This window comes from Cupriavidus oxalaticus (assembly GCF_038900635.1).
GTDB classification, from domain to species: domain Bacteria; phylum Pseudomonadota; class Gammaproteobacteria; order Burkholderiales; family Burkholderiaceae; genus Cupriavidus; species Cupriavidus oxalaticus_B.
On sequence record NZ_JAYMRX010000010.1, the window covers coordinates 14,980 to 36,168 of the forward strand.

A 21,189-nucleotide genomic window follows, 5' to 3' on the forward strand; every position below is an offset into this window, starting at 1 on the left:
CTTGATGAACCCCATGCCTGCCGATACCGCCTTGCCTGATGCCCGAGCAACCGAAGCCGCCAGGATTGCCGCGCCAAGGCGCCGCACCGGCGGCCGCGCGCTGGTCGACGCCTTGCGACTGCACGGCACCGACCGCATCTTCTGCGTGCCGGGCGAGAGCTTCCTCGACGTGCTGGACGCGCTGCACGACCAGCCCGCCATCGAACTGGTGGTATGCAAGCACGAGGGCGCTGCCGCCAACATGGCCGAGGCCGACGGCAAGCTGACCGGCCGCCCGGGCATCTGCTTTGTGACGCGCGGGCCGGGCGCCACCCATGCCAGCATCGGCGTGCATATCGCGGCGCAGGATTCGACGCCGATGATCCTGTTCATCGGCCAGATCGCGCGCGAGCACATGGGGCGCGAGGCATTCCAGGAAGTCGACTACACCGCCATGTTCGGCGGCATGGCCAAGTGGGTGGCGCAGATCGACGATCCGGAGCGCATCCCCGAACTGGTCGCGCGGGCGTTCCAGTGCGCGACCTCGGGCCGGCCCGGCCCGGTGGTGCTGGCGCTGCCTGAAGACGTGCTCGACGGCCTGTGCGAATGCGCCGATGCCGCGCCCTACCGGCCGGTCTCGGCGGCGCCGTCTCAGGACGATGCCGAGGCGCTGCGCGCCGCGCTGGCCGCCGCCGAGCGCCCGCTGGTCATTGCCGGCGGCGCCAACTGGAGCGCCGCAGCCGCGGCGGACTTCGCCGCCTTCGTCAAGGCCTGGGACTTGCCGGTGGCCTGCGCATTCCGCCGCCAGGATGTCTTCGACAACCGCGACGCACACTATGCCGGCCACCTGAGCCTGGGCATGAACCCAAGCCTGGCGCAGCGCGTGCGCGACGCCGACCTGATCCTGGCGTTCGGCACCCGCCTGGGCGATATCGCCACCGATGGCTACCAGCTGTTGACGCCGCCGCGGCCGCGCCAGCGGCTGGTGCACGTGCATGCCGACAGCGCCGAGCTGGGGCGCGTCTACCAGGCGGATTTGCCGATCCAGGCGGGCATCGGGCCGGGGGCGCGCATGCTGGCCGCGCTGGCGGCGCCATCCTCGCCGCGCTGGACGGCATGGACCCGTGCCGCGCGCGCCGACCACGTCGCCTTCTCGGCCCCGGTGGCGCCCAATTCGCAGGCGCGCGGCGTCGATCTGTGCCAGGTGATGCGGCACCTCGACCAGACCCTGCCGGTCGATGCCATCCTGAGCAACGGCGCCGGCAACTACACGGTCTGGCTGCACCGCTTCTTCGCCTACCGGCAGCCGCGCACCGAACTGGCACCCACCTGCGGCGCCATGGGCTACGGCCTGCCGGCCGCCATCGCGGCCAAGCTGCGCGCGCCGCAGCGGACCGTGGTCTGCTTCGCCGGCGACGGCTGCTTCCAGATGTATCCGCAGGAGCTGGCGACCGCGGCCGAGGCGGGTGCCAACGTGATCGTGGTGCTGGTCAACAACGGCATGTACGGGACCATCCGCATGCACCAGGCGAAGCGCTATCCGGGGCGCGTCAGCGGCACCGGCATCCGCAACCCGGACTTTGTCGCCATGGCGCGCGCCTGCGGCGCGTGGGCCGAACGGGTCGAGCATGCCGACGGGTTTGCCGATGCCTTCGCACGCGCTTGCGCGGCAGGCACACCGGCCGTGATCGAACTGATGACCGATCCGCGCCAGCTCACGCCGGCAATGTGGGTGGAGGAGTGAGGTGCGGCGGAGTTTGCTGCGGAGAAGCTCGGTGTCGTCAGCGGAAATAGTCGGTGAAGCGCCCGCGGATCTCGTCGATATTCGCCAGCGTGCCGGACAGGTGCGCGCGCAGCGCGCTCTCGGCACGCGCCGGATCGCCGGCCGCGATGGCATCGACGATGGCGTCATGGTCGCGCAGCACCGCCGTCGCCTTGCCCGGAATCGGCAGGTGCAGGCGGCGCAGCCGGTCGAGGTGGCCGCTCTGCCGGCGCACCAGCGTCCACAGGTCGGGCACCCGGGCCGCTTCGTAGAGTTCGCGGTGGAAGGCCTGGTCGTTGACGTTGAATTCGTCGAGGTCCTGCAGCTCGAGCATCATGCGCTGCCGCGCGACCGTGGCGCGCAGGCGCTCGACCAGCACCGGATCGGCCTGCTGTGCCAGCGTGCGCACGATCTCCAGCTCGACCGAGCGGCGCAGGAAATGCGCCTGCGTCACCAGGGCGACGTCGATCGGGCTGACCACCGTGGCGTGCTGCGGAAAGATGTCGACGAGGCCTTCTTCGCCCAACCGGATCAGCGCGTCGCGCACGGGGGTCTGGCTGATGCCGTACTGGTCGGCCAGCTCGGGGCGCGACAGCACGGTGCCCGGGGGCAGGGCCATCGAGATGATCTGGTCGCGCATGTGCTCGAACACCTGCGGGGCCGCGTGGCGCGTGCGGTCGAACTGGAACTTGGCGGCGGCGGGAACGGTAGCGGATGGCATGAGAGAGCTGGGCACATGCCTGGATCGTCACAAGCGTGGCGCCGAGGCGTTGCTGATGCGCTGGATTCTAAGGGATTTCACCCGCATTCTCTTACATTGACGTACTAATATATTAGTGCTTTAATGTTTTCGAACGACGCCGGCGGCGCGATCGGCCGGCACAAGACAACAAGGTGGAAGAGACACATGACGGCTCGCAAGAAAACGCCGGACGCGCTGCGCAGCGCGCGCTGGTTCGCACCCGATGACCTGCGTTCGTCGGGGCATCGGTCCCGGATCATGCAGATGGGTTACTCGCCGGGCGAGTGGATGGGCAAGCCGGTCATCGCCATCATCAATACGTGGTCGGACATCAATCCCTGCCATGCCCACTTCAAGCAGCGCGTCGACGACGTAAAGCGCGGCATCCTCCAGGCCGGCGGCTTTCCGATCGAATTGCCGGCAATCTCCTTGTCGGAAAGCTCGGTCAAGCCGACCACCATGCTCTATCGCAATTTCCTCGCGATGGAGGCGGAAGAGCTGATCCGCTCGCACCCGATCGACGGCGCCGTGCTGATGGGCGGCTGCGACAAGACCACGCCGGGCCTGCTGATGGGCGCCACCAGCGCCGGCGTGCCGGCGATCTTCGTGCCCGCCGGGCCGATGCTGCGCGGCAACTACAAGGGCAACGTGCTGGGCTCCGGTTCGGACGCCTGGAAATACTGGGACGAGCGCCGCGCCGGCAATATCACCGACGCACAGTGGACCGGCATCGAGGCCGGCATCGCCCGCAGCCATGGCACCTGCATGACCATGGGCACGGCCAGCACGATGACGGCCATTGCCGAAGCCATCGGCATGACGCTGCCGGGCGCTTCGTCGATCCCGGCGGCCGACGCCAACCATATCCGCATGTGCTCCGAGGCCGGCCGCCGCATCGTCGACATGGTGTGGGAAGACCTGACGCCGCAGCGCATCCAGACCCGACAGGCCTATGAAAATGCGATCGCCGTGGCGATGGCGATGGGCTGCTCGACCAACGCGATCATCCACGTCATCGCCATGGGCCGGCGCGCCGGCCATGACATCGGCCTGGAAGACTTCGATGCAGCCAGCCGGCGCGTGCCGGTGATCGCCAATATCCGGCCCAGCGGCGACAAGTACTTGATGGAGGACTTTTTCTACGCGGGCGGGCTGCCTGCGCTGATGCAGCGCATCAGCGACCGCCTGCACCTGGACGCGCTCACCATTACCGGCCGCCCGCTGGGCGAAACCATTGCCCATGCCGAGGTCTACAACGACGACGTCATCCGCACGCCGGAGAACGCGCTGTACCAGGAGGGCGCGCTGGCGGTGCTGAAGGGCAACATCGCGCCGGACGGCTGCGTGATCAAGCCCAGCGCGTGCGAGAAGCGGTTCTTCCGCCATACCGGCCCGGCGCTGGTGTTCGACGACTACCCGTCGATGAAGGAAGCGGTGGAGCGCGACGACCTCGACGTCACCGCCGACCACGTGCTGATCCTGCGCAACGCCGGCCCGCAGGGCGGCCCCGGCATGCCGGAGTGGGGCATGCTGCCGATTCCGAAGAAGCTGGTGAAGCAGGGCGTGCGCGACATGCTGCGCATGTCCGACGCGCGCATGAGCGGCACCAGCTACGGCGCCTGCATCCTCCATGTCTCGCCCGAATCGTACGTGGGCGGGCCGTTCGCGCTGGTGCGCACCGGCGACCTGATCTCGGTCGACATCGAACGGCGCAGCATCCACCTGGAAGTCTCCGATGAAGAACTGGCGCGGCGCCGGGCGCAATGGACGCCGCCGCCGCCGCGCTTCGAGCGCGGCTATGGCTGGATGTTCTCCCAGCATATCCGCCAGGCCAACGAAGGCTGCGATTTCGATTTCCTGCAAACCGACTTCGGCGCGCCGACCGGCGAACCGAGCATCTACTGACGCCACCAGACCGGCAAGGACCACCATGACCCGACTCAGCCCCGCGGTACGGGACCAGCTCAAGACCGTCAGCACCGCCACGCTGTGCACCGCGCTGTTCAAGCGCGGCCTGCGCAACCAGTTCATCCAGGACGTACGACCGCTGAACCCGGAAGGCGGCACCATGGTGGGCGAGGCCTTCACGCTGCGCTATATCCCGGCGCGCGAGGACCTCAACCCCATCACCGTGTTCCAGGACCCCGCGCACCCGCAGCGGCAGGCGATCGAGCAATGCCCGCCGGGCGCGGTGCTGGTGATCGACAGCCGCAAGGACGCGCGCGCGGCCTCGGCCGGCTCGATCCTGGTCACGCGGCTGATGCAGCGCGGCGGCGCCGGCATCGTCACCGACGGCGGCTTCCGCGATTCGCCCGAGATCGCGCGGCTGGCCATGCCGGCGTACCACCACCGGCCTTCGGCGCCGACCAACCTGACGCTGCACCAGGCGCTGGAATTCAACGTGCCGATCGGCTGCGGCGATGTCGCGGTGTTCCCGGGCGATGTGGTGGTCGGCGATGGCGAGGGCGTGATCGTGATCCCGGCGCACCTGGCCGAAGAGATCGCCGCCGAGGCCGTGGAGATGACCGCGTTCGAGGACTTCGTCACCGAGGAAGTGAGCAAGGGCCGCTCGATCATCGGGCTCTACCCGCCGACCAGCGAGCAGGCGCGCGAGGACTTCGCGGCCTGGCGCAAGGCCAGCGGCCGCTAGCGCCTGGCTTCGGCAAGCACGCCAACGACAACAACACAGGCCGGCACGACCGGCCATGGCAGGAGACAACATGCAGCAAGGGATTGCAGCCGCAAGGCGCGGCGCCCGCACGCTGGCCGCGTGCATGGCTTTCGGCATCGGCGCGCTGGGCGCGCCGGCGCAGGCGCAGGACAAATGGCCATCGCGGCCGATCACCTGGGTGGTGCCCTTTGCGGCGGGCGGCTCGACCGATATCGTCGCGCGCACCATCGGCCAGGAGGTCTCGCGCGCCCTCGGCCAGCCGGTGGTGGTGGAGAACCGGCCCGGCGCAGCAGGGGCGGTGGGGGCAGGCTACGTGGCGCGTGCCAAGGCGGACGGCTACACGCTGTTCGGCGGCACCATCAGCACCCACGCCATCAACGCGAGCCTGTACAAGAACCTGTCGTACGACCCGGTCAAGGACTTCGAGCCGGTCAGCCTGGTGGGCTATGTGCCGAACGTGCTGATGGTGAACGCGGAGCTGCCCGTCAGCAATGTGCAGGAACTGATCGCCTACGCGAAAAAGAAGAACGGCCTCAGTTTTGCGTCGTCCGGCGCGGGCACGTCGACCCATCTCGCCGGCGAGCTGTTCGCCGACCTGATCCATGTGCCGATGACGCACGTGCCCTACAAGGGCAGCCCGCAAGCCGTGCAGGACGTGGCGGCCGGGCTGGTGCCGTTCCTGTTCGACCAGCTCACCGCGGGGGAGGCCATGATCAAGGCCGGCAAGCTGCGCGCGCTGGCCGTGACCTCGCCGAAGCGCTCGGCGCTGCTGCCCAGGGTGCCGACCATGGCCGAGGCCGGCGTCAGCGGATTCGAGATGGTGTCGTGGCAGGCGCTGTATGCCCCGCATGGCACGCCAAGGGAAATCGTCCAGCGCCTGAACGCCGAAGTCGTTCGTGCGCTGAAGCAGCCCGCGGTGCAGCAGCGCTTGAGCCAGCAGCTGGGCATGGAGATCGTGGGCAGCACGCCCGCGGAGCTGGCGGCGCTGATGGACAAGGAGATTCCGCGCTGGGCGGCGTTGGTGAAGAAATCGGGGGCGAAGGCTGAGTAATGCGCAAGCGTAGGCGATGACCACGAACCCTCGTGAACGCTCCCCTCTCCCGCAAGCGGGAGAGGGGAGCAAACCGCCAGCTCCGATTCATGAACAATCAGGCAGGAGACACCATGCACAGCAAGCACCGCTTCCCCCGCATCGCCGCTGCGTTCGCCGCGGCAGCGTTCAGCATCGCCTTCGCCCCCACCGGCGCCCACGCACAAACCTACCCCACCAAGCCCATCACCATCGTCGTGCCGGCCTCCCCCGGCGGCGCCATCGACCTCGTGGCACGCCTGGTCGGCCAGAAGCTCACCGAGGCCTGGGGCCAGTCGGTGGTGGTGGACAACCGCAGCGGCGCCACCGGCATCGTCGGCACCGACCTGGTGGCAAAGGCCGCTCCGGACGGCTACACGCTGGCGCTGGTGGCAAGCAGCCACGCCATCAACCCCAGCATGGTGCGCAAGCTGCCGTACGACACCGTCAAGAGCTTCGAGCCAGTGGCGCTGACGCATGTGGTGCCGCTGATGCTGGTGGTATCGCCGTCGATCCCGGCGAAGTCGGTCAAGGAACTGATCGCCTACGGCAAGGCGCATCCCGGCCAGTTGTCGTTCGCATCGAGCGGCTCGGGCGGCGCCCCGCATTTTTCGGGCGAGCTGTTCAAGAGCATGGCCGGCCTCGACATGGTCCACATTCCGTACAAGGGCAGCACGCTGGCGCATCCAGACCTGACCAGCGGACGCGTCTCGCTGATGTTCGACACCGTGGCCGCGATCAACCCGCAGGTCAAGGCCGGCAAGGTGAAGGCGCTGGCGGTCACCACCACCAAGCACGCGGCCATCGCGCCGCAGTTGCCGACCATGGCCGAAGCCGGCCTGCCGGGCTACGACACCAGCACCTGGGGCGGCGTGCTCGCGCCCGCCGGCACGCCCAAGGCGGTGATCGACAAGCTCAACGCCGGCATCAACCAGGCGCTGGCCGCGCCGGACGTGCGCGAACGCCTGCTTGCCGCAGGCATCGAGCCCGCGGGGGGCAGCCCCGCGCAGTTCTCGGGCTTTATCCAGACCGAGATGGTCAAGTGGGCCAGGGTGGCCAAAAACGCCGGCATCCAGCCGGAATGACACGACGACGCTTCCCCCGGCAACGCCATTCGAACGAGACAGCCATGCCAGACCGCATTCCCTCCACCCCCCGGCGCCGAGCGCTGCTGGCCCTGTGCCTCGCCGCCGCACCGCTGCTTGCCCCGGCGGCCCACGCGCAAGCCAGCGGCAGCTGGCCGACGCGGCCGGTCACGATCATCCTGCCGTTCACGCCCGGCGGCGGCACCGACATCGCCACGCGCCTGGTGGCCCAGCGCCTGTCGCAGCTGTGGGGCCAGTCGGTGCTGGTGGATAACCGGCCCGGCGCGGCCGGCAATGTCGGCCTGGAGCTGGCGTCGCGCGCCAGGCCGGACGGCTACACGCTGGTGGCGGGCAATGTCGGCACGCAGTCGATCAATCCCACGCTGTACACCAAGCTGTCCTACGACCCCAACCGCCTGGTGCCGATTACCGAGATGGCCGAGCTCCCGTTCGTGCTGGTGGTGACGCCCAGGCTGCCCGCCAAAACTGCCAAGGAACTGGTGACGCTGGCCAAGGCGCAGCCGGGCAAGCTGTCGTTCGCCAGTTCGGGCACGGGCGGGTCGCCGCATCTTTCGGGCGAGATCTTCAAGGCTGCGACCGGCACCGACATGCTGCACGTGCCCTACAAGGGCGGCGGCGCCGCCATGACCGACCTGATGGCGGGCAACGTCGACATGCTGTTTGCGTCGGTGCTGGAAACCGCCGGGCACGTCAAGGCGGGCAAGCTGCGCGCGCTGGCAGTCACCGGCACCGTGCGCTCGCCGGCGCTGCCAGACGTGCCTACGCTGGCGCAGGCCGGCATCACCGGGGCCGAGTCCGGCTCATGGGTAGGCTTGCTGGCGCCGGCCGGCACGCCGAAGGACATCGTCGACAAGATCGCCGCGGGCGTGAAGCAGGTGGTGGCGCTGCCCGAAGTGCGCCAGCAGCTCGTGGAGCAGGGCGCGATTCCCGTCGGCAGCACACCGCAGCAGTTCACCGAACTGATTGCCACCGACCGCAAGCGCTACGCCAAGGTCATCACCGACAACAAACTCCGCGCCGACTGACGCGCGTCTCTCCTCAAAGGATCCCTTGCGCATGAAACCCCGCCTGTTGCAGCACGGCCGCCTGCCCGAAGCCACCGAAGCACGCCTGGCCGAACACTACGACGTCCACCCGTTCTGGACCGAAACCGATCCCGCCGGCTTCCTGGCCCGCCACGGCAGCGAGTTCGTGGCGCTGACGACGCGCGCCGCGATCGGTGCCGATGCCGCGCTGCTGTCCGCGCTGCCGTCGCTGCGCGTGATCTCCAGCTTCGGCGTCGGCCTGGACAAGCTCGATCTCGACAGCGCGCGCCGCCGCGGCATCGCCGTGGGCTATACGCCGGACGTGCTCAACGACTGCGTCGCCGATACCGCGTTCGCGCTGCTGCTGGACGTCTCGCGCAAGGTCAGCGCCGCCGACCGCTTCGTGCGCCGCGGCGAGTGGCCCAAGGGGCAGCCGTTCCCGCTGGCGACGCGCGTCAGCGGCAAGCGGCTCGGCATCATCGGCATGGGCCGCATCGGCCGCGTCATCGCGCACCGCTCGGTGGGTTTCGACATGGAAGTGCGCTATCACAGCCGCAATCCGGCCGACGACGCGCCTTATCCCTACGAGTCGTCGCTGGAAGCGCTGGCGCGCTGGGCGGACTACCTCGTCGTAGCCACCGCCGGCGGTGCCTCGACACATCACCTGGTATCTGCCGCCGTGCTTGACGCACTGGGCCCCCGCGGCTTCCTGATCAATATCGCCCGCGGCACGGTGGTGGACCAGGCGGCGCTGGTCGATGCGCTGGCTCAGCGGCGCATCGCAGGCGCTGGCCTGGACGTGTTCGAGGACGAACCGAACGTGCCCGAGGCGCTGTTCGGGCTCGACAACGTCGTACTGCTGCCGCATATCGCCAGCGCCACGCATGAAACGCGTCAGGCGATGGCAGAGCTGGTGTTCGAGAACCTGCAGAAGTTCTTTGCGACGGGCGCGGTGAAGAAGTCGGCGATCTGAAGCAGCGGACCGCCGACCAGTTGCCTCCTTGTGTCGTAGCCCGGTTTCCCCAAGGGCTGTTCCAGGTCCGCGATGCATGGTCCGGCGCACCTTGTTGCAAGCTTTGCGTCGCCCAGGCTGCAATCCTTACCTGACAGCCTTTCCAAGGGGATAGCGCGCCAGGAAAGGCGTTCTCCTTGCCGGAAAGCCGCGATGACGGCAAAGCATCCGGCATACCGCTTGCTTCAGACGGATCGGGGGAACGGGATCCGCGGGCATTTTTCTGGAGCATGCGATGGACGCGCCGGCAAGCGACTTCAAGAAACTCGGCGAACTCAAGGGGCGCATGCTCATCGTCGGCTTCGGCAGCATCGCGCGCTCCGCCGTGCCGCTGCTGCTGCGGCATTTCGACATCACGCCCGACCGGATCACCGTGGTCTGCCCGGCCAGCAACGACATCTCGCTCGCGGCCTCGTACGGCATGCCGGTGGTGGAAAAAGCGCTGACCGAGGCCAACTACAAGGACGTCCTGCAACCGCTGCTCGGCCCGGGCGACTTCCTGCTGAACCTGTCGGTCAACGTTTCCAGCGAGGCATTGGTGCGGTATTGCTGGGAGCACGGCGCGCTCTACCTGGACACGTCGATCGAGCCGTGGGCGGGCACCTGCAGCGATCCCAATACGTCGCTATCGCGGCGCAGCAACTATGCATTGCGGGAAGGCATGCTTGCCTTCCGCCTGGACAAGCGCGACGGTCCTACCGCGGTCCTGACGCAGGGCGCCAACCCGGGCCTGGTATCGGCCTTCGTCAAGCAGGCGCTGCTCAACATGGCGGCGGACAACGAACTCGAACGCGATCCGCCCGCATGCTTCGAAGACTGGGCGGCACTGGCACGGCAGCTGGATATCCGAGCCATCCACGTGGCCGAACGGGACACGCAGGTCGGCGAGCAGCGCAAGTCCATCGGCGAGTTCGTCAACACCTGGTCGGTCGACGCCTTTGTCGAGGAAGGCATGCAGCCCGCGGAACTCGGCTGGGGCACGCATGAACGGCACTGGCCCGATGAAGCGAGGCGCCACGGCTTCGGCTCGGATGCGGCGGTCTACCTGACGCGCCCCGGTTTTGCGACGCGTGTGCGCAGCTGGACCCCGCTGGGCGGGCCTTATCAGGGTTTCCTGATCACGCACGGCGAATCGATCTCCATTGCCGACCACCTGACGCTGCGCGAGAACGGCAAAGTTGTCTACCGTCCGACCGTCCACTACGTCTACCGCCCGTGCGACGACGCGCTGCTGTCGATCGACGAACTGGCGGGCAACGGGTGGCGCAGGCAGGCGAACCAGCGCATCCTGCGCGACGATATCGTTGGCGGGATGGACGAACTGGGCGTGCTGCTGATGGGCAATGCGCGCGGGGTGTACTGGTATGGCTCGCGGCTTGCCCATGATGACGCGCGGCGGCTGGCGGAACACAACAGTGCGACCAGCCTGCAGGTCGTGGCCGGCATCCTGGGCGGCATCGTATGGGCGCTGGAGCATCCGCGCGCCGGCGTGGTCGAGCCCGAAGACCTCGATTTCGAGACGATGCTTCGGATCGCGCGGCCTTACCTGGGCGAACTGGTCGGCGTCTATGGCGAATGGACGCCGCTGCAGCAGCATTGCGACCTCTACCCCGAGCCGAGCGATGAAGACCCCTGGCAGTTCGTGAACGTGCGCGTGCCCTAGGGCCTCGCCCAACCGGACCCGGCGGGCCGAACGGAGCCGATACGATGGCGGGGCTGCTGCAGAAGGAACTGGGTGTCATCGAGAACTCGTACTACGAGGCGAGCGTGGTCCGCGCGCCGCCGAGCCAGCCGCTGCAGGGGCGCCTGCGCGCGCAGGTGTGCGTGGTGGGCGGCGGCTATGCCGGCTTGTCGTGTGCGCTGGAACTGGCTGCGCTCGGCTTCGATGTCGCGCTGCTGGAAGCGCACCGGATCGGATGGGGCGCATCGGGACGCAACGGCGGGCAGGCGATCGTGGGGTTCGGAGCGGAGGGCGAGGACGCCATCGAACGCCAATGCCCGGCGGAACTGGCACGCGCGGCCTGGAATGCCTCGGTCGAAGGCATGCGCCTGCTGGAGCAGCGCATCGACACCTTCGCCATTGCCTGCGACCATGTGCGCGGCTACATGACGCTGGCGCCGCGGCAGCGCAAGGCCGAGGGGCTGCGCCGATGGACGCGCCATATGCGCGAACACTATGGCTATCCGCTCGAATGGATCGAGCGCGCGCAGCTGTCGCGCTATGTCTGCAGCGACCGCTTTGTCGCCGGTGCCTTCGATCCGCACTCGGGCCACCTGCATCCGCTGAAATATTGCCTCGGGCTCGGCGATGCGGCGCGCCGGCAGGGCGTCAAGGTCTTCGAGAATTCGCCGGCGTATCGCGTCGAGCGCGGCAAGGCACCCGTGGTGAAAACGGCGGAAGGCGAGATCCACTGCGAGCAGGTCGTGCTGGCGGGCAATGTCTACCTCGGCGAATTCGGCGACCACCTGGCGCCGGAAATCGCCGCGCGCATCATGCCGGTGGGCACCTACATGATCGCCACCGAGCCCATGGACGCCGGCCGCGCCAGCGCGCTGATACCGGGCAGGGTGGCCGTCTCGGACAACAACCTGATCGTGGACTATTTCCGCCTGAGCGCGGACAACCGGCTGCTGTTCGGCGCTGGCGAGACCTTCAGTGCGCGGCCGCCGCAGAACCTGGTGGAACGCATCCGCGCGCGCATGGTGCAGGTGTTCCCGCAGACCGCGGACCTCAGGATCGACTATGCCTGGGGTGGCTTTGTCGATGTCACGATGAACCGCGCACCGGACCTCGGGCGCATTGGTTCAAGCCTTTACTACGCGCAGGGATTTTCAGGCCACGGCCTGTCGTTCGCCGGCATGGCCGGCAAGCTGATCGCGGAAGCGATCAGCGGCGATGCGTCGCGGTTCGACGTGTTCACGCACATCCGGCATCACCAGTTCCCGGGCGGTACGTGGTTCCGTACGCCCGCGCTGGTATTGGGGATGTGGTACTACAGGCTGCGCGACCTGCTCTGAACCTGCACGGCAGGCCGCAGCCGGTCTGGTCAGACCGGAGTGTTGCGGGCTTTTTCCGCACTCGCCGGCTGTGCCGGCACCGGCGGATCGACGCATTCAGGCTGCGGCATGGATTCCGCCGGCGGCATGGCGCGGGAGCAGTCGATACGCTGGGTGATATCGCCGTTCTTGTCATGCACGTAGAGCATCGCCTGTCGCTCCACCGCGAGCGACGTGGCGAGGGCGATCGCGCTGGTCAGATCGAGGCCGACCTGCAGGCGGCCTTCGCCCTCCGCTGCGATTGCCCACTGCCCATCGAAAACAACATGCACATTGCAATTCTGAACAGGCATCGGTTGCTTCCTCAGTGGATCGGGCCCAGCGGGCCCTTCAGACATTGTAGCCACAAGCTACCATGAGACCGCCCCGAACGGGTGCACCCGGAACTCGGGCGATTCGTACACATGGCAACGTGTTTTCCCTTCTGGAAGCTAGCTGCAAGGGACGTACCCGCCCCGACGAGTTGCTTGGCCGTCACGCGCGCAGCCCCTTGAAACTCCGCAGTGCGCCGGGAAATGGGCCTGCCACAGGGCCAAGGGCCGAGAACAGGGCCAGGCACTGCATATCGCTAGTCGGGCGGGCTTTGCAGCGTTTGCATTCATTGCCCTGGCGGATGTAAAAATTTCGCATTAGGCCCGATCTGGTCCGCGGCGCCACCAGCTGTGTCGCAAGCGGCATTCGGCACCGCCGGCCCGGCGCTGCTTCAGCGTTGCGTCCAGCCGCACTTTGCCGTTCCGCCGTTGCCGTCCTACAACTGGAGAATGGGCCGGAAAGGCACCGGGCCGCACTTGTCGAGGAGACAACATCATGTGCCGCTGGCTGGCGTACTCGGGCAGGTCCGTTCCTCTGGAAGCGGTGCTGTTCCAGCCGGAACATTCATTGATCGACCAGAGCCTGAATTCGAGGCTCGGCCACACCACCACCAATGGCGACGGCTTCGGTGTCGGCTGGTACGGCAGGCATTCCGAGGTGCCGTTCCGCTACCGCTGCCTGCATCCGGCATGGAGCGACACCAACCTGCGCGAGACCGCGCGCGCGGTACGGGCGCCGCTGTTCCTGGCCCATGTGCGCGCTGCCACCGGCACGCCGACGCAGGAGACCAACTGCCATCCGTTCCGCTTCGGCCGCTGGCTGTTCGTGCATAACGGGCTGATTCGCGAATATCCGCTGCTGCGGCGCGACCTGATGATGGCCGTGGCGCCGCACCTGTTCCGCTGGATCGAGGGATCGACCGACTCCGAGGTGATGTTCTTCCTCGCGCTCACCTTCGGACTGGAGCGCGACCCGCGCGGCGCGCTGGAGCAGATGGCGGGGCTGATCGAGGAGGTCGGCCATCGCTACGACGTGCAGTTCCCGCTCAACATGACGGTGTGCGTCACGGACGGCCAGCAGATCGTGGCGGCGCGCTATTCGAGCGAGATGGAGTCGCGCTCGCTGTTCCACAGTACCTCGTTCCGGCAGCTGCGCGCGCTGTATCCGCAGGATCCGCGCATCATCGCCGCCGGCGACGATGCGTTCCTGGTGTTGTCGGAGCCGCTGATCGATGTGCAAGGGGTTTGGGAGGAGATCCCGGAAGCGACCATCCTGGTTGCCCGGAATGGCGAGATCGAGCACAAGCGCTTTGAGCCGAGGCTGCCCGAGCGGTCTGCGTAGTCGTCAGCGTCAGCGCCGAAGAAAGGCGCCTTGCCAGCAGGCGCCGGCGATGCTCAGGCAGTCTTGTCGGCCTGCGACGGTTCCGTAGCCTGTGCCGGCTGTTCCTGCTGAGCTTGCTGAGCTTGCTGGACTTGCTGTGCTTGCTGAGCCTTCGGCGCCGGTTGCTTAGATTGCGGCCGGGCGGCACGGCTGCGCTGCAATTGCTGCGCGCGCCGGGCATCGGCCTCGGTGACCTGTCCGGCGGGCTCGCCGGCAAGGTCCACGCGCGCCGCGCCTTCCACCATGCCGTTCCAGTAGCGTGCGCCGCGGCACCAGGTCCGGATCGCGTCGCGCAGCTCGGCCTCGGTCAGCTTCAGTTCCTGCGCGTGCTGTACCAGGTCCTCGAAGATGCCGACCTTGAGCGGCACCTTCGGAGCAGGGCTCTTCGGGAAGACGGCGGGGAAGCGCTTTTGCAGCCTGGAGATGGCGAGGATCACCGGATCGACCGGCTTTTCCGGCGTAGCCGGAGCAGCATCGCGTGCGCGCGGCGGCTTGCTACCCCTGGCGCCCTTGTTTCCAGCGGTGCCAGTGTTGCCAGTGGAACCTTTAGTGGCCTTGGTGCCGCTAGTGGCCTTGGTGCCGCTGCTACCCTTGGTGCCGTTGGTGCTCTTGGTTCGCTTTGCAGACTCGGCAGCCTTTTCGGCCTTTGCCTGTTGCACGAGTTTTGCCTTCAGCGCCGCCAGTTGTTCGAAGCCCATTTTGTCAAGACATGTAAACGTGGCGGCATTGTATCAGGGTGCCGCCTTGCATCGCGGGATCAGCGCTCGCGCGACAGGATTTCAAGCCACAGGCTCATCAATCCGGCACGGCCCCTGACGCCGAACTTGCGGAAGATCGTGGTGACGTAGGAATGGGTGGTAGAGACCGCGAGCCCAAGGCGCTGGGCGATCTGCTTCTCGGAAGCGTCGGTCAGCAACAGCTGCAGGACCTTCTGCTCATGGGGCGCGAGCGGCACCGGCGAAAGCGTCAGTCCCAGATCGACCCTGCTCTTCTTCCTCAATGCCGTGACATCGCGTGCGACGCCAACGCGCATCCGTTCCGATTGCAGCCATCCGGCCGACCACATGATATGGACTTCGTTGCCGTCCTTGTGGCGGTAGCGGTTCTCGAAGCCGATCCGCTTCTTGCCGGCCATGACTTCCCTGGCCTCGAGAAGGGTGCGGTCGCGGTCGTCCTGCACTACCAGGTCGATGATGGACTGGCCGGTGATTTCCTTTGGCGTGTAGCCGAGGATGCCCTCGCAGGCTGCGCTGACATACTGGATGCGGCCGCCGGTATCGACCAGGAACATGGCATCCAGCATATGGTCCGCGAATTCTGCGCGGTCCTTTCCGATTTCGTTCCCCATGGCAGTCTGGAAAAAAATACCGCAGCTGCTGCGCAGCGCCGACCCGCGTGCCGCCGGGTTCCCATGGAGGTGAAGACTAGACGACGTCCTCGCGCCTGTAAATAACGCCAGTGGGGCAGGTATCGGTCCGGGGAAGGGGGAAAGGGGGAGGGGGGAAGGTCCGGAAGGCGACAGCAGGCCGCCTCAGCGCCCCTTGAACACCGGATGCCGCGCGCACACCGAGAGCACGATGCGCTCGGACTGCGTCAGGTAATCGTTCAGCGCCTTCGCGCATTCGGGCAGCTTGCCGGCCTCGAACAGTTCGAGGATGTGCTGGTTCATCTCGACATAAGGGCCGTGCAGGAATTCCGGGTCATGCAGCATGCCGAACGCCAGGCGCAGTTCCGCGAGCAGGTGGGAGAACATCACGTTCAGGCGCTCGCTGTCGGCCAGCTCCACGATCGCCATGTGGAATTCCATATTGGCGGTGCCCGCGCCCTGCCAGTCGCCGCTGTCGCGGCAGCGCAGCCCTGTCTCCACCGCTGCGCGCAGGTGCTTGCGGGCCGGATGGCTGGGGTAGGCCTGGGCGATGGCCTGGCATTCGATCAGGCGGCGCACCCGATAGATGTCGATGATCGAGGCAATGCTCGGAATCGCCACCGACACGCCCCGGTTGGGCTCGTGCTTGAGCAGGCCTTCCTTGGTCAGCACGCGGAAGGTCTCGCGCAGGGTGTTGCGGGAAATCTGCAGGCTTTCGCTCAGCGCCGCTTCCGACAGGCGCTGTCCCGGTTCGAACTCGCCATGCACGATGCGCTGGCGGATCTGTTCCGTGACCCGCTCGGCCAGGTTCTTGACGTCAGGTGTTGAAGACATGGTGGCTGGATCGGGCACCGGCTCATTCCGGTGGGGCCCGTGACTGGATGTTAACGCACTTTGTTCAACAATTTGCACTGGACTGGTGCGGAGATGGCTCGTAATGGTGCCTTAGGTGTATACCATGATCGATCAACACCAAAGATTGTTCAACAATACTAGTGCGGTGGTTGAGTGATACGTGCCGATAGGTCAACATGGCATGCGATTTGCTAAACAACGCCGATGAAAACGAAATCGTCGTGACGCAACGCGGCGAGCTTTTTCCCACGCTTTGTCCTTGTCCTAGTGAGCGCAACCATGTGGCTTAAAGAAACTACCGGAGCAGAGCGCAAGACGCTCTTTGCCGCCTTCGTCGGCTATGGCGTCGATGCCTTCGACTACATGATCTACACCTTCATGATCCCCACGTTCATTCTCGTGTGGGGCATGACCAAGGCCGAAGCCGGCTATATCGCGACCGGCGCGCTGATCAGCTCGGCCGTCGGCGGCTGGCTGGCCGGCATCCTGGCGGACAAGTACGGCCGCGTGCGGATCCTGCAGCTGACCGTGCTCTGGTTCAGCTTCTTCACCTTCCTGAGCGGGTTCACCAACTCGCCCGAGCAATTGTTCGTCACCCGCATGCTGCAAGGTCTGGGCTTCGGCGGCGAATGGTCGGTCGGCTCGGTGCTGATCGCCGAGATGATCCGCGCCCGCCACCGCGGCAAGGCCGTTGGACTGGTGCAAAGCAGCTGGGCGGTCGGCTGGGGACTTTCGGCGATCGCGTTCTGGGCGGTCTATGCCGCGTTCGAGCAGCAATACGCATGGCGAGTGCTGTTCTGGATCGGCGTGCTGCCGGCGGTCTTTATCCTCTACATCCGCCGCAATATCTCAGAACCCGAGGTGTATCAGGAAACCAAGGCCAAGCTGGCCCGCACCGGGCAAAGCAATAACTTCATGCTGATCTTCAAGCCCGGCGTGCTGCGCACCACGGTGCTGGCCAGCCTGCTCGCGACTGGCATGCAAGGTGCCTACTATTCGGTGACGACCTGGCTGCCGACCTATCTCAAGATGGAGCGCAACCTGTCCGTGCTCAATACCAGCGGCTATCTGATGGTGCTGATCGCAGGCTCATTCGCCGGCTATCTGACCAGCGCCTGGCTGTCCGATCGCCTTGGACGCCGGCGCTGCTTCATGCTGTTCGCAGTGAGCGCAGCCATCCTCGTGACCTGCTATACGCAGCTGCCGATCACCGACTCGGCCATGCTGCTGCTTGGCTTCCCCCTGGGATTCTTCCTGTCTGGCATCTTTTCGGGCATGGGAGCTTACCTGACGGAGCTATATCCGAGCCATATCCGTGGCTCCGGACAAGGCTTTTCCTACAACTTCGGGCGCGCGGTCGGCTCGGTGTTCCCGGCCATGATCGGGCACATGAGCGCATCGATGTCGCTGGGCGTGGCCATCGGCTATCTTGCCGCGGGCGCCTATGGGTTGGTCGTTATCGCGTGCCTGCTGTTGCCGGAAACACAGGGACGCGAACTACTCGGCGAGACCGAGGCTGGCACGGACGGACCGGCTGGCGCAGCAACTTCGCGGACGGCAGCCTGACGCCATGCATATCGATCTGAACAGCGACCTCGGCGAGAGCTTCGGCGCCTGGAGCATGGGCAACGATGCCGCCATGCTGGATATCGTCAGCAGCGCCAACGTGGCCTGCGGCTTTCACGCCGGCGATCCGGCCGGCATCCTGCAGACGCTGAAGGGCGCTGCGGAGCGCGGCGTCGCCGTGGGCGCGCACGTTTCGTATCCCGACCTGCAGGGCTTTGGCCGCCGCAACATGGACGTGGCCAGCGCCGACCTGGTGGCCGACGTGATCTACCAGATCAGCGCGCTCTCGGGCATGGCCGCTACCGTCGGCACCACGGTGCGCTATGTCAAGCCGCACGGCGCGCTCTACAACACCATTGCCAGCGACGAACGCCAGGCGCGCGACGTGATCGCCGCGATCCGCGCGGTGAACCCGGAACTGGCGCTGGTGGCGCTGGCGGGCTCGCCGCTGGTGGGCTGGGCGCGCGAGGCCGGCCTGCGTGTCATAGCCGAAGCGTTCGCCGACCGCGCCTACACGCCGCAGGGCACGCTGGTGTCCCGCCGCGAGAAAGGCGCGGTGCTGCACGATGCCGCCGACGTGGCGCAGCGCATGCTGCGCCTGGTGCGCGAAGGCACGGTGCAGGCCATCGACGGCAGCGTGGCGCGCGTGGAAGCGCAATCGATCTGCGTGCATGGCGACAGCGACGGCGCGCTCGAGATGGCGCGTGCCGTGCGCGCCGCGTTGGAGCGCGACGGCATCACGGTACGCGCCTTTGCGTGAATGCGTGGCCCTGATCGGCGGCCCTGATCGGCGCCCCTGATCGGCGCCCCTGAACACACCGGAGAAACACACATGCAAGCATCCGCACTGGAGCGCGCCCACGCCACGGTGAACGCCGCGGTGAACGCCGCCCGCGAAGCGCGCGCGAGCTATCGCGCCGGCACCGTGCAGCCGACCGCCGGCATTGCGCCGGGCATGACGCAGGCCAACATGATCGCCTTGCCGCGCGACTGGGCCTGGGATTTCCTGCTGTACGCGCAGCGCAATCCCAAAGCCTGTCCCGTGCTCGACGTGATCGAGGCCGGCGCGCACCAGACCCTGCTGGCCGAAGGCGCCGACGTGCGCACCGACATCCCGCTGTACCGGGTCTGGCGCGACGGCAAGCTGGCGGAAGAGGTGGCCGATGCCACGCCGCTGTGGGCCGAGCATCCGGACCTGGTCACCTTCCTGATCGGCTGCAGCTTCACCTTCGAGACGCCGCTGCAGGAGGCCGGCATCGAGGTCCGGCATATCGCCGATGGCTCCAACGTGCCGATGTACCGCACCAGCCGCCAGTGCCGTCCCGCCGGCCGCCTGCATGGCGAGCTGGTGGTGTCGATGCGGCCCATCCCCGCGCACCGCGTTGCCGATGCCGTCTCCATCAGCGGGCGTTTTCCCTCGGTGCACGGCGCGCCGGTCCATGTGGGCGACCCGGCCGCGCTGGGCATCGCCGATCTCGGCAAGCCTGACTTCGGCGACGCCGTGCGCATCGAGCCGGGCGAGATCCCCGTGTTCTGGGCCTGCGGCGTGACGCCCCAGGCGGCCGTGATGGCGTCCGGCGTGCCGTTCGCCGTGACCCACGCGCCGGGCCATATGTTCATCACCGACGTGCCGGACAGCACGTACCACGTCTGAGACCGCCGGGTCTCTTGCGGAGTTAGTCTTGCGTTTCCTGCCCGTCACCTCGAATGCCCTGCTGGTAGAGCTGGCCGACCTCGACCAGACCCTGGCCCTGCTGGCCTCGCTGCAGCGCGATCCGCTGCATGGCGTAGCCGAGCTGGTGCCCGCCGCGCGCACCATCCTCGTTCACTTCCGCCCCTGGGCCACCAGCGCCGCCGCGCTGGTGCGGGCCATCGCCGCGCGCGACCTGTCGCAGCGCGTCGAGCGCAGCGACATCCTGGTCGAGATCCCGGTGCGCTATGACGGCGAAGACCTGGCCGAGGTCGCGCAGCTGCTGGGCATCACGCCGGAGGAAGTGGTGCGCCGCCATACCGGCAGCGAATACACCGTGGCCTTTACGGGGTTTGCCCCGGGCTTTGCCTACCTCGGCGGCGGCCATCCAAGCCTTGACGTGCCGCGCCGCAGTACGCCGCGCACGCGCATTCCCGCCGGCGCGGTCGGCCTGGCCGGCACCTTCAGCGGCGTGTATCCGCAGGCCAGCCCCGGCGGCTGGCAGATCATCGGCGTGACGCCGGTGGCGATGTGGGACCTGGAGCGCGATCAGCCCGCGCTGCTGCAGCCGGGCTATCGCGTGCGTTTTGTCGATATCGCGAGGCGCAATGACGTCGCACATGCCGCTGGCAGCGATGCCGTGGCGCCGGCGCGCCAGCCATTGCCGGCCGAAAAGGCGCCGGCTGCCGCCGCGCTGAAGGTGAAGGGCACCGGCCTGCAGACCGTGTTCCAGGACCTGGGCCGGCATGGCCAGGCGGGGCAGGGCGTGTCGGCCTCGGGCGCGATGGACCAGGCGGCGCTCAAGGCCGCCAACCGGCTGGTGGGCAACAACAGCGATGCCGCGGCGCTCGAGACCGTCGGCGCCGGCCTGCAGCTGCAGAGCGTGGGCGAGTGCGTGCTGGCCGTCACCGGTGCCGATGCGCCGCTGACGGTGCGCGCCGCCGCTGGCCGGCAATGGGAAGTCCCCAATCACCAGGCCGTGGCGCTGTCCGATGGCGACACCCTTGCCATTGGCCAGCCGCTGGCCGGCGCGCGCTGCTACGTCGCCGCGCGCGGCGGGTTCGCGGTGGCGCCGGTGCTGGGCAGCTGCGCCACCGACACGCTGGCCAGGGTCGGCCCCGCGCCGCTGGCGGTGGGGGATGTGATCGAGCTGCGGCAGGCTCCGGCCGGCACCATCGTGGGCGCGCCCGGGATGCCGGCCGAGAACCTGCCCACGGTGGAGCAGGAAGTCGTGCTGGACGTGGTGCTCGGGCCCCGCACCGACTGGTTCACCGCCGAATCCGTCGAGCGGCTGGCCGCGCAGCGCTGGCAGGTCACGCCGCAATCCAACCGCGTGGGCCTGCGCCTTGCCGGCGAAGTGCCGCTGGAACGCGCCGTCGCCGGCGAGCTGCCGAGCGAAGGCACCGCGCTCGGGGCGCTGCAGGTGCCGCCGAACGGCCAGCCCGTATTGTTCCTGGCCGACCATCCGCTGACCGGCGGCTATCCCGTGATCGGTGCCGTGGCGCCGCATCACCTCGACCGCGCCGGACAAGTCCCGGTCGGCGCCTGGCTGCGCTTCAATCCCGTCGGCGCCTTCGAAGAACTGCAACCGTAATTG

General features: G+C 67.5%; 19 protein-coding genes. 14 read left to right on the plus strand and 5 right to left on the minus strand.

Annotated elements, in window-relative coordinates; all coding sequences use genetic code 11:
* Positions 1-13: 13 nt before the first annotated feature.
* Positions 14-1,723, plus strand: coding sequence for a thiamine pyrophosphate-binding protein (locus VSR71_RS17355; protein ID WP_342915085.1), 1,710 nt, complete (start codon positions 14-16; stop codon positions 1,721-1,723).
* A 37-nt stretch (positions 1,724-1,760) separates the two neighbouring features.
* Here the strand turns inward: VSR71_RS17355 and VSR71_RS17360 are convergent, their stop codons facing one another.
* The gene (locus VSR71_RS17360) at positions 1,761-2,462 is read right to left on the minus strand and encodes a GntR family transcriptional regulator (RefSeq protein ID WP_342915086.1); all 702 of its coding nucleotides are present in this window, start codon (positions 2,460-2,462) and stop codon (positions 1,761-1,763) included.
* A gap of 186 nt (positions 2,463-2,648) precedes the next feature.
* Here VSR71_RS17360 and araD point away from each other — a divergent pair, with 186 nt between their 5' ends.
* From araD to VSR71_RS17400, 8 genes are all read left to right on the plus strand, one after another.
* Complete coding sequence (gene araD, locus VSR71_RS17365; protein WP_342915087.1) at positions 2,649-4,388, plus strand: L-arabinonate dehydratase; 1,740 nt, start codon at positions 2,649-2,651, stop codon at positions 4,386-4,388.
* Positions 4,389-4,413: 25 nt separating this feature from the next.
* Positions 4,414-5,133, plus strand: a complete 720-nt coding sequence (locus VSR71_RS17370) for a ribonuclease activity regulator RraA (RefSeq protein ID WP_342915088.1) — start codon at positions 4,414-4,416, stop codon at positions 5,131-5,133.
* 70 nt (positions 5,134-5,203) lie between these two features.
* Positions 5,204-6,205 (plus strand): tripartite tricarboxylate transporter substrate binding protein, encoded by a 1,002-nt coding sequence (locus VSR71_RS17375; protein WP_342915089.1) that lies wholly within the window; start codon positions 5,204-5,206, stop codon positions 6,203-6,205.
* A gap of 113 nt (positions 6,206-6,318) precedes the next feature.
* Positions 6,319-7,308 (plus strand): tripartite tricarboxylate transporter substrate binding protein, encoded by a 990-nt coding sequence (locus tag VSR71_RS17380; protein ID WP_342915090.1) that lies wholly within the window; start codon positions 6,319-6,321, stop codon positions 7,306-7,308.
* Between the two features lie 44 nt (positions 7,309-7,352).
* On the plus strand, positions 7,353-8,354 hold the full coding sequence (locus VSR71_RS17385) for a tripartite tricarboxylate transporter substrate binding protein (protein ID WP_342915091.1): 1,002 nt from the start codon (positions 7,353-7,355) through the stop codon (positions 8,352-8,354).
* A 31-nt stretch (positions 8,355-8,385) separates the two neighbouring features.
* Positions 8,386-9,327 (plus strand): 2-hydroxyacid dehydrogenase, encoded by a 942-nt coding sequence (locus VSR71_RS17390; RefSeq protein WP_342915092.1) that lies wholly within the window; start codon positions 8,386-8,388, stop codon positions 9,325-9,327.
* Between the two features lie 274 nt (positions 9,328-9,601).
* Entirely contained in the window at positions 9,602-11,029 is a 1,428-nt protein-coding gene (locus VSR71_RS17395; protein WP_342915093.1) for a homospermidine synthase, read from the plus strand.
* 44 nt (positions 11,030-11,073) lie between these two features.
* Complete coding sequence (locus tag VSR71_RS17400) at positions 11,074-12,384, plus strand: FAD-binding oxidoreductase (RefSeq protein WP_342915094.1); 1,311 nt, start codon at positions 11,074-11,076, stop codon at positions 12,382-12,384.
* A 29-nt stretch (positions 12,385-12,413) separates the two neighbouring features.
* Here VSR71_RS17400 and VSR71_RS17405 read toward each other — a convergent pair whose 3' ends face one another.
* Positions 12,414-12,716, minus strand: a complete 303-nt coding sequence (locus VSR71_RS17405) for a DUF2188 domain-containing protein (RefSeq protein WP_342915095.1) — start codon at positions 12,714-12,716, stop codon at positions 12,414-12,416.
* Positions 12,717-13,230: 514 nt separating this feature from the next.
* Here VSR71_RS17405 and VSR71_RS17410 point away from each other — a divergent pair.
* A complete protein-coding gene (locus VSR71_RS17410) occupies positions 13,231-14,076 on the plus strand; it encodes a class II glutamine amidotransferase (protein ID WP_342915096.1) in 846 nt (281 codons plus the stop codon).
* Between the two features lie 53 nt (positions 14,077-14,129).
* On the opposite strand, the gene VSR71_RS17415 is transcribed toward VSR71_RS17410, so the two are convergent.
* The 3 genes from VSR71_RS17415 to VSR71_RS17425 all read right to left on the minus strand — a co-directional run bounded on the left by VSR71_RS17415 (position 14,130) and on the right by VSR71_RS17425 (position 16,315).
* Positions 14,130-14,774 carry a ProQ/FinO family protein gene (locus VSR71_RS17415; protein WP_342915097.1) on the minus strand — a complete coding sequence of 215 codons (645 nt, stop codon included), beginning with the start codon at positions 14,772-14,774 and terminating at the stop codon, positions 14,130-14,132.
* 98 nt (positions 14,775-14,872) lie between these two features.
* Positions 14,873-15,463: a PAS domain S-box protein gene (locus VSR71_RS17420; protein ID WP_342915098.1), complete on the minus strand. Its 591-nt coding sequence runs from the start codon at positions 15,461-15,463 to the stop codon at positions 14,873-14,875.
* A 183-nt stretch (positions 15,464-15,646) separates the two neighbouring features.
* Positions 15,647-16,315, minus strand: coding sequence for a GntR family transcriptional regulator (locus VSR71_RS17425; protein ID WP_342915099.1), 669 nt, complete (start codon positions 16,313-16,315; stop codon positions 15,647-15,649).
* Positions 16,316-16,615: 300 nt separating this feature from the next.
* On the opposite strand from VSR71_RS17425, the gene VSR71_RS17430 reads away from it, so the two are divergent.
* The 4 genes from VSR71_RS17430 (at position 16,616) to pxpB (ending at position 21,186) form a co-directional block, all read left to right on the plus strand.
* The gene (locus tag VSR71_RS17430) at positions 16,616-17,902 is read left to right on the plus strand and encodes an MFS transporter (RefSeq protein WP_342915100.1); all 1,287 of its coding nucleotides are present in this window, start codon (positions 16,616-16,618) and stop codon (positions 17,900-17,902) included.
* A gap of 4 nt (positions 17,903-17,906) precedes the next feature.
* Positions 17,907-18,662, plus strand: coding sequence for a 5-oxoprolinase subunit PxpA (locus tag VSR71_RS17435; protein ID WP_342915101.1), 756 nt, complete (start codon positions 17,907-17,909; stop codon positions 18,660-18,662).
* A gap of 72 nt (positions 18,663-18,734) precedes the next feature.
* Entirely contained in the window at positions 18,735-19,556 is an 822-nt protein-coding gene (locus tag VSR71_RS17440) for a putative hydro-lyase (protein ID WP_342915102.1), read from the plus strand.
* Between the two features lie 28 nt (positions 19,557-19,584).
* Complete coding sequence (gene pxpB, locus VSR71_RS17445; protein WP_342915103.1) at positions 19,585-21,186, plus strand: 5-oxoprolinase subunit PxpB; 1,602 nt, start codon at positions 19,585-19,587, stop codon at positions 21,184-21,186.
* The last annotated feature ends 3 nt before the right edge of the window (positions 21,187-21,189 follow it).